The following is a 14,078-nucleotide window of genomic DNA, read 5'->3' on the forward strand; positions in this document are numbered from 1 at the left end:
CTGCTGTTCCCGCCCCCCCACGGGGGCGGGTTTCGCCTTTTTCGGCATCGTGAAGAAGTAGTTGCCCGATATGCTCAAACGCCTCGCTTCCCTGGCGCTGTGTGCCTGCGCCCCTGTTCATGCCGCGCCCGTGCTGGATCAAGGCCGTCTCCAGCAACTGGCCAATACCCCTTACTGGCTCGCCATTGGTCACTACGAAACCGCCAAGCTCGGCGGCTGGCGTAGCTATGTGGACGATGATGCCTTCTTCCTCGCCGAAGACGGTGCGCACCACCCGGATCAAGAACTCAAGGCTACGGTCGATGCGCTGTATGCCCCGGCCAGCCTCGGCGACAAGCACGCCCAATGCGTATTCCCCGCGCGCACCCGCTGGCTGCGCGAACAGCTTGACCTGCAAGGCTTGCCGCAACCGGACTGCCAGGAGTTCAAGACCTGGTACCAGTCGATCGACCCGCACAGCGCCGCGTTGATCTTCCCGGCGGCCTACCTGAACAGCCCGTCGTCGATGTTCGGCCACACCCTGCTGCGCATCGACCAGTCCAGCACGCGCAACGACGACACCACGCTGCTGAGCTACGCGATCAACTTCGGCGCCTACATCGAAGGCAGCGACAACAGCATCCTGTACGCCTGGAAGGGCCTGATGGGCGGCTACCCAGGGCTGTTCGCGCTGATGCCCTACCAGGAAAAACTGTCCGAATACCGCAGCCTGGAAAACCGCGACCTGTGGGAATACCAGCTGGACCTCACCCCCGAAGAAACCGGGCGCATGGTCGAGCATGTGTGGGAGCTCAAGCAGATCCAGTTCGACTACTTCTTCTTCGACGAAAACTGCTCGTATCGGCTGCTGGAGCTGCTGCAAGTGGCTCGGCCGAGCCTGGACCTGACATCGCAGTTCCCGCTGACCGCCATCCCGACCGATACGGTCAAGGCCGTGAAACAGTCCGGCCTGGTCGCCAGCGAGGTCTACCGCCCTTCCCGCGAACGTGAACTGCTGGCCCGTGCGGAGCCGCTCGACCACGACGAAAAGCGTCAGGTGCTGGCCGTGAGTGCCAACACTGCACAGTTGCAAAGCCCCGAATTCAAGGCCCTGCCCCGTGAACGCCAGGCGTTGGTACAAGACGCCGCCTATCGCCTGGAGCGCTACCGGGCCAACGGCCAGGAACGCGACCCCGGGCAGGCCAAACGCAGCTTCGAGCTGCTGCGGGCGATCAACAGCAACCCGCCGCCGCCCTTGCAGATCGAGCGCCCCGGCCTGCCCGAGGATGGCCATGACTCACGCACCTGGCAACTGGGCGTGGGCACCCGTGAAGACCGCGCTTACGCCGAGTACGGCCTGCGCATGGCCTACCACGACCTGAACGACAATGCCTACGGCTTCCCGCTGGGTGCGCAAATCGAGATCCTGCAGCTGAAGGTGCGCCAGTACGAGGGTAATGACTGGCAGGTGCAGCGCCTGGACCTGGCCACCATTCGCTCGCTGACACCCCGTAACGAGCTGCTCAAGCCCTGGTCGTGGCAAGTGGCCGGCGGCCTGGAGCGGGTGCCGGGCAAGCATGATGACGAGGTGCTGTTAAGCCACGTGAACGGCGGCGCCGGTGGCACCTGGCAACTGGCCGACGGGTTGCTGGGTTTTGCCCTGGGTACGGTGCGGGTCGAGCATCACAACGACTTCGCCCAGTTCATTGCCCCGGCGGCAGGGTTCAATGGCGGGCTGCTGTGGCGCAACGGCTTGGGCAACATGACGCTGGAGGCCAAGGGTGATTACTTCACCAACGGCGAAGTGCGGCGCAGTGTGAGCCTGAACCAGCAGTGGGAGCTCAGCCAGAACCTGGGGCTGCGGTTGAGTGCCTCGCGCGAGTTCAGCCACCTGGCTACGGCGCAGAACGAAGTGATGCTGGAACTGAAGTGGTATGACTACTAGCTGGTCGGGCCTGCGCGCTTTTTGTAGGAGCGGCCTTGTGTCGCGATCGGGCCGCAGCGCGGCCCCAGCAATTTTTGCATCTTCGCTGAAACCCCGGGGCCGCTCTGCGGCCCATTCGCGGCACAAGGCCGCTCCTACACAGAGCGCGTCAGACTGGAAACTGTGTATCCAATCGACTCTTTGACACTGTTTTGACAGCTCCTCGACAAATGGCCGCCTAGACTTTCCATTATCTACGGGAGGGTCTGGTGGTCATGTCGCGGTACTGGTTCGGCGTGTGCGTTGCGTTGTTGCTGTCAGGTTGCGAAACCACCCACGAGCAGATGCTCAGCCATGGTTATCCCCCTGCCTATGCCGATGGCTTTCAGGATGGCTGCAGCAGCGGCCGGCAGGCGGCCGGGCTGATGGTGGGCGGCTTCAGCAAGAACGTGCCGCGCTACCTGCACGAGCGCCAGTACGAAACCGGCTGGGACGACGGCTTCCGCCAGTGCCATGCCATGCAGAACAGTGAAGAACAGCGCGAGTACCACGAACGCTTCTGGGACCAGCGCGACCGCGATTGGGAGCAGGAAAAGGACCGCGGCGCCGCCAAGGCTTATCGCCACAACTGAGTCGCAAACGGACATTCCTTGAAACCGGCGGCCTGCCATGATGGTCTCCTGCAAATAGGAGGCCCTGCATGAGCCGAGCATTCGTCAACGAAGACCAGGCTGCCGCCCAGGCCGACCAGCCGGTGGAGCGTCGCGTCAGCGAACAACCCAACTACGTCACCGCCAACGGCCTGCGCCAGCTCCACGCCCGCGTGGCCGAGCTTAATGCCTTGCGCAGCGAACTGCAGGCACAGGGCGAACGGGGCGACAAGCAGCGGCTGGCCGATACCGAACGGGACCTGCGCTACTTCAATGCGCGGGTGCAGAGTGCTCAGGTAGTGCCGGCAGCGACTTCACGCAGCAAGGTGCAGATTGGTAGCCGGGTGCGGTTTGTCGATGCGCAGGACCAGGAGCATGTGGTGCAACTGGTAGGCGAGGATGAAGCGGATGCTGGGCGGGGGTTGATCAACTGGGGTTCGCCGCTTGGGCGGGCTTTGCTGGGCGCGGGGCCTGGGGATGAAGTGGTTTGGCGGCGGCCGGTGGGGGATCAGGTGATTGAAGTGGTCGGGATCGAGGTCGAGGGTGAACATTGAGGGCCAAGGGGGCTGCTTTGCAGCCCATCGCGACACAAGGCCGCTCCTACACAGGGGCCGCGACAACCTGAATGATCGCGCGATCCTGTAGGAGCGGCCTTGTGTCGCGATGGGCCGCAAAGCGGCCCCCTGCGGCTTCAGGTCAGACTACGCCTTGGGCCAGCATCGCATCAGCCACCTTCACAAAGCCTGCGATGTTCGCACCTTTGACGTAGTTGATACGGCCATCGGCCTCTTCACCGTAGTGCACGCAAGCATGGTGAATCGACTGCATGATGTTGTGCAGCTTGCTGTCCACTTCACCGGCAGTCCACAGCAGGCGCATGGCGTTCTGCGACATTTCCAGGCCCGACACAGCCACGCCACCGGCGTTGGAGGCTTTGCCCGGGGCATACAGGATGCCGGCGTCCAGGAAGATATCCACAGCTTCGAGGGTGGTCGGCATGTTGGCGCCTTCGGCCACGCAGATGCAGCCATTGCGCAGCAGCGTACGGGCGTCTTCGGCGCCCAGCTCGTTCTGCGTGGCGCACGGCAGGGCGATGTCGCACGGCAGGTTCCACGGGGTCTGGCCCTTGCGGAACTCCAGGCCGTACTGCCCGGCCAGTTCGCTCAGGCGGCCGCGCTTGACGTTCTTCAGCTCCATCAAGGCGTCCCACTGGGCATCGGTCAGGCCGGCTTCAACGTATAGGGTGCCTTCGGAGTCGGACAGCGAGATCACCTTGCCGCCTAGGTCCATCACTTTACGCGCCGCATACTGGGCCACGTTGCCCGAGCCGGAAACCGCCACGCGGCGCCCGTCGATACGCTTGTCATGGCGCTTGAGCATTTCTTCGGCGAAGTACACGCAGCCGAAGCCGGTGGCTTCCGGGCGGATCAGGCTGCCGCCGTAGGTCATGCCTTTACCGGTCAGCACCGACGTGAACTGGTTGGCCAGGCGCTTGTACTGGCCAAACATGAAGCCGATTTCGCGGGCACCCACGCCGATGTCACCGGCCGGTACGTCGCAGTCAGCGCCGATGTGGCGGTACAGCTCGCTCATGAACGCCTGGCAGAAGCGCATCACTTCGGCGTCGCTCTTGCCTTTAGGGTCGAAGTCCGAGCCGCCCTTGCCGCCGCCCATGGGCAGCGAGGTCAGGGAGTTCTTGAACACCTGCTCGAAGGCCAGGAACTTCAGCACGCTGAGGTTTACCGACGGGTGGAAGCGCAGGCCGCCCTTGTACGGGCCGATGGCGCTGCTCATCTGGATGCGGTAGCCGCGATTTACCTGCACCTTGCCCTGGTCATCCACCCAGGAAACGCGGAACAGCACCGCGCGCTCAGGCTCGACCATACGCTCGAGAATGCCCGATTGCAGGTAGTGGGGGTTGGCTTCAAGGAATGGCCACAGGGTGCGCAGCACCTCTTCCACCGCCTGGTGGAATTCCGGTTGGCCAGGGTCACGCTGTTGCAGGCGTGCAAGGAAATGGTCGACAGATTCGATCATGGTAGACATCTCACCAAGAGGATTGGACTTATTGGTTTTTTTTCGAATGTACCAAGAAGCAATCGCACTGGAATAGGGCGAAATGTCGTTTTTTTGAAATTATTTGGTGCGTTTTATATAAGTGTATACAAAGCACGCGCTCGATCAGCTGTTTTCCCGTTTGAGCCAGGCACAAAAATGGGGCCACCAAGGGCCCCATTCTTGTGCATCAGAAAACCGGCTTACTGGGCCAGTTTCTTGTGCCGTACACGGTGCGGCTGGGCAGCAGCATCGCCCAGGCGCTTCTTGCGGTCGGCTTCGTACTCGGTGTAGTTGCCTTCGAAGAACACCACGTTCGAGTCGTCTTCGTACGCCAGGATGTGGGTAGCCACACGGTCCAGGAACCAACGGTCGTGGGAAATCACGATCGCAGCGCCCGGGAAGTCCAGCAGGGCTTCTTCCAACGAACGCAGGGTTTCGACGTCGAGGTCGTTGGACGGTTCGTCGAGCAGCAGGACGTTACCGCCCTCCTTCAGGGTCAGGGCCAGGTGCAGACGGCCACGCTCACCACCGGACAGGTCCTTGACGAACTTCTGCTGGTCGCCACCTTTGAAGTTGAACCGGCCAACGTAGGTACGCGACGGGATCTCGTAGTTGCCGATGCGGATCTGGTCGGAACCGTCGGAAATCTGCTGGAACACGGTCTTGGCGCCGTCCAGGTCTTCGCGGCTCTGGTCCACGCAGGCCAGTTGCACGGTTTCACCGATCTCGATGCTGCCCGAGTCCGGTTGTTCCTTGCCCATCAGCATGCGGAACAGGGTCGACTTACCGGCACCGTTACCACCGATCACGCCGACGATGGCGCCTTTTGGCATGGCGAACGACAGGTTGTCGATCAGCACGCGGTCGCCGTAGCCTTTGGAGACGTTCTTGAACTCGATGACCTTGTCGCCCAGGCGCGGGCCAGCCGGGATGTAGATCTCGTTGGTCTCGCTGCGTTTCTGGAATTCCTGCGACTGCATTTCTTCGAAGCGCTGCAGACGGGCCTTGGATTTGGACTGGCGAGCCTTGGCGCCTTTGCGCACCCACTCCAGTTCCTCTTTCATGGCCTTCTCGTGGGCGCTCTGCTGCTTGGATTCCTGCGCCAGACGGTCCGACTTGGCTTCCAGCCAGCCCGAGTAGTTGCCTTCGTACGGGATGCCGGCGCCGCGGTCCAGTTCCAGGATCCAGCCAGCGACGTTGTCGAGGAAGTAACGGTCGTGGGTAATGGCTACCACGGTGCCCGGGAAGTCGTGCAGGAAGCGCTCAAGCCACGCCACCGAATCGGCATCCAGGTGGTTGGTCGGTTCGTCGAGCAGCAGCATGTCGGGGGCCGACAGCAGCAGGCGGCACAGGGCCACACGGCGCTTTTCACCACCGGACAGGTGCTCGATTTTTGCGTCCCAGGCCGGCAAACGCAGGGCGTCGGCGGCGACGTCCAGCTGACGCTCCAGGTTGTGGCCGTCGGCGGCCTGCAGGATGGCTTCCAGCTTGGCCTGCTCGGCAGCCAGCTTGTCGAAGTCGGCATCCGGGTCGGCGTAGGCGGCGTAGACCTCGTCCAGGCGGGCCTGGGCGTCCTTGATCACGCTGACCGCTTCCTCGACCACTTCACGCACGGTCTTGGTCGGGTCCAGTTGCGGTTCCTGTGGCAGGTAACCCACGTTGATGTCGGGCATCGGACGGGCTTCGCCGTCGAATTCCTTGTCGACGCCCGCCATGATCCGCAGCAGGGTCGATTTACCGGCGCCGTTCAGGCCGAGCACGCCAATCTTGGCGCCCGGGAAGAACGACAGGGAAATGTTCTTGAGAATTTCCCGCTTCGGCGGCACGACCTTGCTCAGCCGATGCATGGTGTAGACGTATTGAGCCAAAACCAAGCCCTCTAATTCAGATAGGTAAAGACATCGACGATCGCCCAGGCAGCGTGGCCAGGGGGATGCGTGTTCGGGTGTCATTGGACAAAGACGACCATTCTACGCCAACGCGCGGCGTTGCATAGGAGGGGTCGAGAGTGGGGTGGGATCGGTGTTGTCCCTGGGGGGAATTTGTTGCCTTTGCCGGCCTCTTCGCGGCTAAAGCCGCTCCCACAGGTACTGCATTGCCCTTGAAGGCGGTGATATCCCTGTGGGAGCGGCTTTAGCCGCGTAAGGGCCAGTACAGCAAGCCAGGAAGGCTCAGACTTTACGCTGCTTGCCCTTGCCCCGCGGCAACCGGCAACGGTCGCCCTGCTCGGCCAGGCGCGCGGCCCAGGCGGACTTCACGCTGAAGCCGCCGCTGCGGGCAGGTTGCTGCTCGGCCACATTGGCCGGTTTGGCCGGTTTGGCAGCCGCAGGCGCAGTGCCGACCACCTTGGCAGCAGGCTTGACCGCCGCCTCTGCCGGCGTTGGCGCTGCCGCCGCCTTGGCGGTCTTGCGCAGTTCAGCCAGCGAGGGCGCTTTGCTCTTGGCGCTGGCGCCAGCGTCAGGTTTGACCAGCGAGCGCTGGCAAGACTTGCAGGATACGTCCTCGGTCACGGCAGTGCTGACAAGGGTCTGACTGCTGCGCCCACAGGCGGAATCGAGGCCATTGGAGGAAAAGTGAGTAACCAAAACCGAACATCTCCGATGCGTTGTCATGTATAGCGGGCGCTATTCTCGCACAGGTTGCAGGGGCTTGCCGAACCACCGGGCCGGCACCATCGGTCAACATGGCTGGCACTTTGCCATAATCCTAGGCATGCTAGCCGGTTTCGGGTGTCCGGCCTTATAGTGCGCCACCGTTGTGCGCCACCCGACACCGGCACACACCGTGCATGATGCTTCCCTGCCATCGCCAGCCCAATCGCAGGATCAACGCTTGACCAACCTTACTCATCCGTCGACATTGCGTACCGCGCCACAGGCGCCCGCCGCTACCCTGCGCGGGTCGGTCAAGGGTGCGCTGGCGATGCTTGCCCTGATCCTGCTGGGCCTGCTGCTGTGGCAGCTTTTTGCCCAGTTCAACCACACCCAGGCCGACCTGCGTAAACAAAGCCTGGACGCCACTGCGGAACTGGCCGACCACCTGAGCCTGAACATGGCGTTCAAGGCGCAGCAGGCGGTAAATGTGGTGCAGCCTTACGTCAATGCGCCGACGCCCGCCGCCCTGCCGAGGCTTGTGGATACCTTGCGCGAGCGCCTGCCCGCCTTGCAGAGCGTGGCCTGGCTGGACAGCGCCGGGCAACTGCGCGCCGACAGCCTGACCGGCAGCCCCGACCGCCAGTTGCTTGACGAGTTGCTCACACTGAACCAGGGCCGCCCGTACTTCTTCACCAATGCAGCCGACAACCGCACCCTTTACCTGCTGCTGCGCCAGCCCCCCGAGCAGGACCGAGGCTATTGGCTGCTGCGCCTGTCGCCGGACTACTACCGCACCCTCACCGTTTACCTCGATGGCGCCGGCCACCCCCTGTGGCTACTGGAAAACAGCCGCAGCGGCGAGGTACTGCAGCGCCACGCGCCGGCCGACACCGGCAGCGAGCCGCTACAGAGCGTGATGCTGGCCTTCATCGACAACAGCACCTGGCAGCTGCGCGGCCTGTTCGACGCTCAGCTGACCCAGCAGAAACTGCTGCCTGCGCTGATCGGCAAGTGCCTGCTGGTGCTGTTCTGCGCCCTGCTGCCGGTGCTGGCCCTGATCAACATGCGCCGCCGCCAGCGCGCGCTGCAGGAAGATCGCCGGCGCTACCAGGAAATTTTCGAAGGCACCGGCGTGGCTTTGTGTGTGCTCGACCTGTCCAGCCTGCCCGGCCAGCTCGACCGCTACCACCTGCGCAACCGCGCCGCGCTCAAGCACAGCCTGGCGTTGGACCCGAACCTGCGCCGCTCGCTGCTGCTGGAGCTGAAAATCACCGAGGTCAACCAGGTTGCCCGCCAGTTGCTGAACATCAACTGCCACGAAGGTGCCTGGCAGCGGCTGATCGACGGCACGGGCGATGGCCGCGACAGCATCGGCATGCAACTGATCGACGCGCTGATCGAACACCGCCCGCTGCTGGAGCTGGAAGTACGCCTGCCGGCGCCGCTGGGCGGCGAGCTGCACCTGTGGCTGATGGCACGCCTACCGCAGCAGCGGCGCGACTACCAGGCGGTCATTCTCAGCATCAGCGACATCACCAGCCGCAAGCAGGTAGAGCTGTCGCTGCTTGAGCGCGAAAGCTTCTGGTCGGATGTGGTGCGCACCGTCCCCGACCAGTTGTATGTGCAGGACGTGCTCAGCCAGCGGATGATCTTCAGCAACCGCCACCTTGGCCAGACCCTGGGTTACGACCGCACCGAACTTGCGCAGATGGGCGACCGCTTCTGGGAGTTGCTGCTGCACCCCGAAGACGCCGCGCACTACCAGGCCCTGCGCCAGCAACAGCGCGACAGCGGCCATGACCACCCGCTGCACTGCCAGTTACGCTTCCGCCACCGTGATGGCGGCTGGCGCTGCTATGACATCCGCGAGCAGGTGCTGACCCGTGACGCCGAAGGGCTGGTAACGCGCATCATCGGCGTGGGCAAGGACGTGACCGTGCAGATAGAGGCCAGCCAGTCGCTGCGCGACAGCGAACAGCGCTACCGCATGCTGGCGGAAAGCATCAGCGACGTGATCTTCTCCACCGACAGCCTGCTCAAGCTCAACTATGTCAGCCCTTCGGTGCAGAGCGTGCTGGGCTACCAGGCCGACTGGATCTTCGCCAACGGTTGGCAGTCGATCATCGCCAACCCGGCCCAGCTCACCGGCATCTACAGCCTGATGGAGCGCGTCAGCAAGGCCATGGGCGACCCGGTCCAGCTGGCCCAACTGCGCAGCCAACTGCCGACCCAGCTGTTCGTGTTCGACTGCCTGCGCGGCGATGGCCGCAAGATCCCCATCGAACTGCGCCTGGTGCTGGTGTGGGACGATGACCAGCGCTTTGAAGGCGTGCTTGGGGTAGGCCGTGACATCAGCCAGCAACGCCGCGCCGAAAAAGACCTGCGCATGGCCGCGACGGTGTTCGAGCATTCCACTTCGGCCATTCTCATCACCGACCCGGCTGGTTATATCGTGCAGGCCAACGAGGCGTTCAGCCGCGTCAGTGGTTATGCCGTGAGTGAAGTGCTCGACCAACTGCCGGGCATGCTCACCGTGGACGAACAGCAGGAAGGCCACCTGCGCTATGTGGTCAAGCAACTGCACCAGCGCGGCAGCTGGGAAGGCGAGGTATGGCTCAAGCGCCGTGACGGCGACCACTATCCGGCCTGGGTGGGCATTACTGCGGTACTGGACGACGAAGGGGACCTGGCCAGCTACGTGTGCTTCTTCACCGACATCAGCGAGCGCAAGGCCAGCGAACAGCGCATCCACCGCCTGGCCTACTACGACGCCCTCACCCACCTGCCCAACCGCACACTGTTCCAGGACCGCCTGTACAACGCGCTGCAACAGGCCGAGCGGCAGAAGGGCTGGGTGGTGCTGATGTTCCTCGACCTCGACCGTTTCAAGCCGATCAACGACTCCCTCGGCCATGCTGCCGGCGACCGCATGCTCAAGGACATGGCCCTGCGCCTGCTGGCCTGCGTGGATGACGACGACACTGTGGCGCGCATGGGCGGCGACGAGTTCACCCTGTTGCTGCAACCGCGCGCCAGCCGCGAACTGGCGCTGAACCGCGCCATCCACGTGGCCGAGAACATCCTCGGCAGCCTGGTGCGGCCGTTTGTGCTGGAAAACCGCGAGTTCTTCGTTACGGCCAGTATCGGCATCGCCCTCAGCCCGCAGGATGGCAGCGAGCTGAGCCAGCTGATGAAAAACGCCGACACCGCCATGTACCACGCCAAGGAACGCGGCAAGAACAACTTCCAGTTCTACCAGGCCGAGATGAACGCCAGCGCCCTGGAGCGCCTGGAGCTGGAAAGCGACCTGCGCCACGCCATGGAGCAGAACGAGTTCATCCTTTACTACCAGCCGCAGTTCAGCGGCGACGGCAAGCGCCTGACCGGCGCCGAAGCACTGCTGCGCTGGCGCCACCCCACCCGAGGCCTGGTGCCGCCGGGCGACTTTATCCCGGTGATCGAGGAACTGGGCCTGGTAGTGGACGTGGGCGACTGGGTGCTGCGCGAGGCCAGCCGCCAGCTCAAGGCCTGGCACAAGGCCAAGGTGCGGGTGCCGAAGGTGTCGGTGAACATTTCGGCACGGCAGTTCTCCGACGGCCAGCTGGGCACGCGGATTGCCAATATTCTTGAAGAAAGCGGCCTGCCACCGGCCTGCCTGGAGCTGGAGCTGACCGAAAGTATCCTGATGCGCGAGGTGAACGAGGCGCTGCAAATTCTGGCCAGCCTGAAAAACCTCGGCCTGAGCATTGCGGTTGACGACTTCGGCACCGGCTACTCATCGCTCAACTACCTCAAGCAGTTCCCCATCGACGTGCTGAAGATCGACCGCACCTTCGTCGACGGCCTGCCCGAAGGCGAGCAGGACGCGCAGATAGCCCGGGCGATCATCGCCATGGCCCACAGCCTCAACCTGGCGGTAATCGCCGAGGGCGTGGAAACCCACGAGCAGCTGGAGTTCCTGCGCGAGCATGGCTGCGACGAAGTGCAGGGCTACCTGTTCGGGCGGCCGATGCCGGCACACCAGTTCGAGGCGCAGTTCTCCAACGAAACGCTGTTCATGTTCCATTGAGCCACGGTCTCCCGCCCTGCGCGGACTCTTGTAGGAGCGGCCTTGTGCCGCGAAAGGGGCGCGCAGCGGCCCCACGATAGAGGCTCTGCAGCCGACATCGCCGGGACCGCTTTGCGGTCCTTTCGCGACACAAGGCCGCTCCTACAGGGACCGCGCCAGCCTGAAAGCTGCGCCAGGAAAAACGGACCTGAAAGTCAACTCGGACGCCCACCCAGCCCAGACACGGCGCGGGATGCAACATGAGCCCCATTGGTCCGCGACTTGATGCCACTTCATATGCCAGCTGCGAATCAATCGGTTAGAATGCCCCCCCAAACTACCCCGATCCTTGAGGACCGCCATGTTCAGCCGTGATTTGACCATTGCCAAGTACGACGCCGAGCTCTTCGAAGCCATGCAGCAAGAAGCCCTGCGCCAGGAAGAGCATATCGAGCTGATCGCTTCGGAAAACTACACCAGCCCGGCAGTCATGGAAGCTCAGGGCTCGGTCCTGACCAACAAGTACGCCGAAGGCTACCCGGGCAAGCGTTACTACGGTGGTTGCGAGTACGTCGACATCGTCGAGCAACTGGCCATCGACCGTGCCAAGGAACTGTTCGGCGCCGATTACGCCAACGTCCAGCCGCACGCTGGCTCCCAGGCCAACGCCGCTGTCTACCTGGCCCTGCTGTCGGCCGGTGACACCATCCTGGGCATGAGCCTGGCCCACGGTGGCCACCTGACCCACGGTGCTTCGGTAAGCTCGTCGGGCAAGCTGTACAACGCCATCCAGTACGGCATCGACGGCAACGGCCTGATCGACTACGACGAAGTCGAGCGCCTGGCGGTCGAGCACAAGCCGAAGATGATCGTTGCCGGCTTCTCGGCCTACTCGCAGGTTCTGGACTTCGCCCGCTTCCGCGCCATTGCCGACAAGGTCGGTGCCTACCTGTTCGTCGACATGGCCCACGTTGCCGGCCTGGTTGCCGCTGGCGTGTACCCGAACCCTGTTCCGTTCGCCGACGTGGTCACCACCACCACCCACAAGACCCTGCGCGGTCCACGTGGCGGCCTGATCCTGGCCCGTGCCAACGCCGACATCGAGAAGAAGCTGAACTCCGCTGTCTTCCCAGGCGCCCAGGGCGGCCCGCTGGAGCACGTCATCGCCGCCAAGGCCATCTGCTTCAAGGAAGCCCTGCAGCCTGAGTTCAAGACTTACCAGCAGCAGGTCGTGAAAAACGCCCAGGCCATGGCCAGCGTATTCATCGAGCGTGGCTTCGACGTGGTGTCGGGTGGCACCCAGAACCACCTGTTCCTGCTGTCGCTGATCAAGCAGGAAATCTCCGGTAAGGACGCTGACGCCGCTTTGGGCAAAGCCTTCATCACCGTCAACAAGAACTCGGTACCGAACGACCCTCGTTCGCCGTTCGTCACCTCGGGCCTGCGTTTCGGCACCCCAGCCGTTACCACCCGTGGTTTCAAGGAAGCCGAGTGCAAGGAACTGGCTGGCTGGATCTGCGACATCCTGGCTGACCTGAACAACGAAGCGGTGATCGACGCCGTACGTGAGAAGGTCAAGGCCATCTGCAAGAAGCTGCCGGTTTACGGCAACTGATTGGCGCCAGCCTGAAGTAAAGAAGCCCGGCCCAGTGCCGGGCTTTTTTGTTTTTCATGAACCAGGTTCGCTAACCTGTCGCGGTCCCTGTGGGAGCGGGTTTACCCGCGAAGAGGGCAACGAGGTGGATGGCACCGGCTACGCCGGTGTTCGCGGGTGAACCCGCTCCCACAGGTAATATGCTTGCCTTCACTACCTGGGCTCAATTCAAGTTGCTTCCACATTACCAACCACAGGCCACCCCTTGACCAGAGAACAACTCGAGACCCACCAGATCCCGATCTACTTCGCTGCCGTGCTCGCAGCCGTTGCCTTCGGCTTGATGGCCAGCGACAGCGCGCGCCACCTGGAAACCCTGGTCACCCCCGCCATTGCCGTGCTGATGTACGCGATGTTTCTGCAAATCCCTTTCCTCGACCTGCGCCAGGGCCTGGGTAATCGCCGTTTCATGGGCGCCCTGCTGCTCGCCAACTTCATTCTTGTGCCGCTGTTGGTCTGGGCGATCACCCGCGGGTTAGTCGAGCACCCGGCGATCCTTGTCGGCGCCCTGCTGGTACTGCTTACACCCTGCATCGACTACGTGGTGGTGTTCACCCACATCGGCAAAGGCGACTCGCGCCTGATCTTGGCCGCCACACCCGTGCTATTGCTGGTGCAATTGGCACTGCTGCCGATCTACCTGGCCCTGATGCTGGGAGACAGCAACAACGTGGCCATTTCCATCACCCCGTTCGTGGAAGCCTTCGTGCTGCTGATCGTGCTGCCCATGCTGCTTGCCGTGCTCACCAGCCTCGGTGCCCGCCGCTCGCGCGCAGTCGCGGCCTGGAATGACGCCTGGGCGTGGTTGCCCGTGCCGGCGATGGCCTTGGTACTGGTGGTTGTGATCGCTTCGCAGATTGCCGTGGTGCTGCGTGATTTCGACCGCTTGCTGCCGGTGATCCCGGTGTACATCGGCTTCATGCTGCTGGCGCCAGGGCTCGGCTTCATCGCGGCGCGGCTGCTGCGCCTGCCGGCCACCGAAGCGCGTTCGGTAATGTTCAGCGCCGCCACGCGCAACTCGCTGGTGGTGTTGCCGCTGGCGCTGGCGTTGCCTGAAGACATGCGTGGGCTGGCCGCAGCGGCAGTGATTACCCAGACGCTGGTGGAACTGGTGAGTGAGCTGATCTACGTGCGGGCAGTGCCAAGACTGATACGCAGATCCAGCTGACGC

At 63.3% G+C, this 14,078-nt stretch carries 9 protein-coding genes; 6 read left to right on the plus strand and 3 right to left on the minus strand.

The genetic code is table 11. The annotated features are described in order from the left end of the window. Nucleotides 1–70 precede the first annotated feature (70 nt). The 3 genes from ABI582_RS22155 (at nt 71) to ABI582_RS22165 (ending at nt 3,107) form a co-directional block, all read left to right on the plus strand. Nucleotides 71–1,924 carry an Lnb N-terminal periplasmic domain-containing protein gene (locus ABI582_RS22155; RefSeq protein ID WP_442120262.1) on the plus strand — a complete coding sequence of 618 codons (1,854 nt, stop codon included), beginning with the start codon at nt 71–73 and terminating at the stop codon, nt 1,922–1,924. 254 nt (nt 1,925–2,178) lie between these two features. Continuing rightward, nucleotides 2,179–2,535, plus strand: a complete 357-nt coding sequence (locus tag ABI582_RS22160; protein WP_338746024.1) for a hypothetical protein — start codon at nt 2,179–2,181, stop codon at nt 2,533–2,535. A 68-nt stretch (nt 2,536–2,603) separates the two neighbouring features. Next, complete coding sequence (locus ABI582_RS22165) at nt 2,604–3,107, plus strand: GreA/GreB family elongation factor (RefSeq protein WP_442120263.1); 504 nt, start codon at nt 2,604–2,606, stop codon at nt 3,105–3,107. Nucleotides 3,108–3,249: 142 nt separating this feature from the next. Here ABI582_RS22165 and gdhA read toward each other — a convergent pair whose 3' ends face one another. From gdhA to ABI582_RS22180, 3 genes are all read right to left on the minus strand, one after another. Continuing rightward, complete coding sequence (gdhA, locus tag ABI582_RS22170; protein WP_442120264.1) at nt 3,250–4,590, minus strand: NADP-specific glutamate dehydrogenase; 1,341 nt, start codon at nt 4,588–4,590, stop codon at nt 3,250–3,252. A gap of 221 nt (nt 4,591–4,811) precedes the next feature. After that, nucleotides 4,812–6,479, minus strand: a complete 1,668-nt coding sequence (ettA, locus tag ABI582_RS22175) for an energy-dependent translational throttle protein EttA (protein WP_016501553.1) — start codon at nt 6,477–6,479, stop codon at nt 4,812–4,814. Nucleotides 6,480–6,782: 303 nt separating this feature from the next. Then, nucleotides 6,783–7,196, minus strand: coding sequence for a hypothetical protein (locus tag ABI582_RS22180; RefSeq protein WP_442120265.1), 414 nt, complete (start codon nt 7,194–7,196; stop codon nt 6,783–6,785). A gap of 247 nt (nt 7,197–7,443) precedes the next feature. On the opposite strand from ABI582_RS22180, the gene ABI582_RS22185 reads away from it, so the two are divergent. The 3 genes from ABI582_RS22185 to ABI582_RS22195 all read left to right on the plus strand — a co-directional run bounded on the left by ABI582_RS22185 (nt 7,444) and on the right by ABI582_RS22195 (nt 14,075). Beyond that, a complete protein-coding gene (locus ABI582_RS22185) occupies nt 7,444–11,274 on the plus strand; it encodes a sensor domain-containing protein (RefSeq protein WP_442120266.1) in 3,831 nt (1,276 codons plus the stop codon). A 340-nt stretch (nt 11,275–11,614) separates the two neighbouring features. Beyond that, complete coding sequence (glyA, locus tag ABI582_RS22190) at nt 11,615–12,868, plus strand: serine hydroxymethyltransferase (protein WP_063423692.1); 1,254 nt, start codon at nt 11,615–11,617, stop codon at nt 12,866–12,868. Nucleotides 12,869–13,112: 244 nt separating this feature from the next. After that, the gene (locus ABI582_RS22195) at nt 13,113–14,075 is read left to right on the plus strand and encodes an arsenic resistance protein (RefSeq protein WP_442120267.1); all 963 of its coding nucleotides are present in this window, start codon (nt 13,113–13,115) and stop codon (nt 14,073–14,075) included. The last annotated feature ends 3 nt before the right edge of the window (nt 14,076–14,078 follow it).

Origin of the sequence: Pseudomonas sp. SAS7 (assembly GCF_052112345.1) — a bacterium.
GTDB classification, from domain to species: Bacteria; Pseudomonadota; Gammaproteobacteria; order Pseudomonadales; family Pseudomonadaceae; genus Aquipseudomonas; species Aquipseudomonas putida_Q.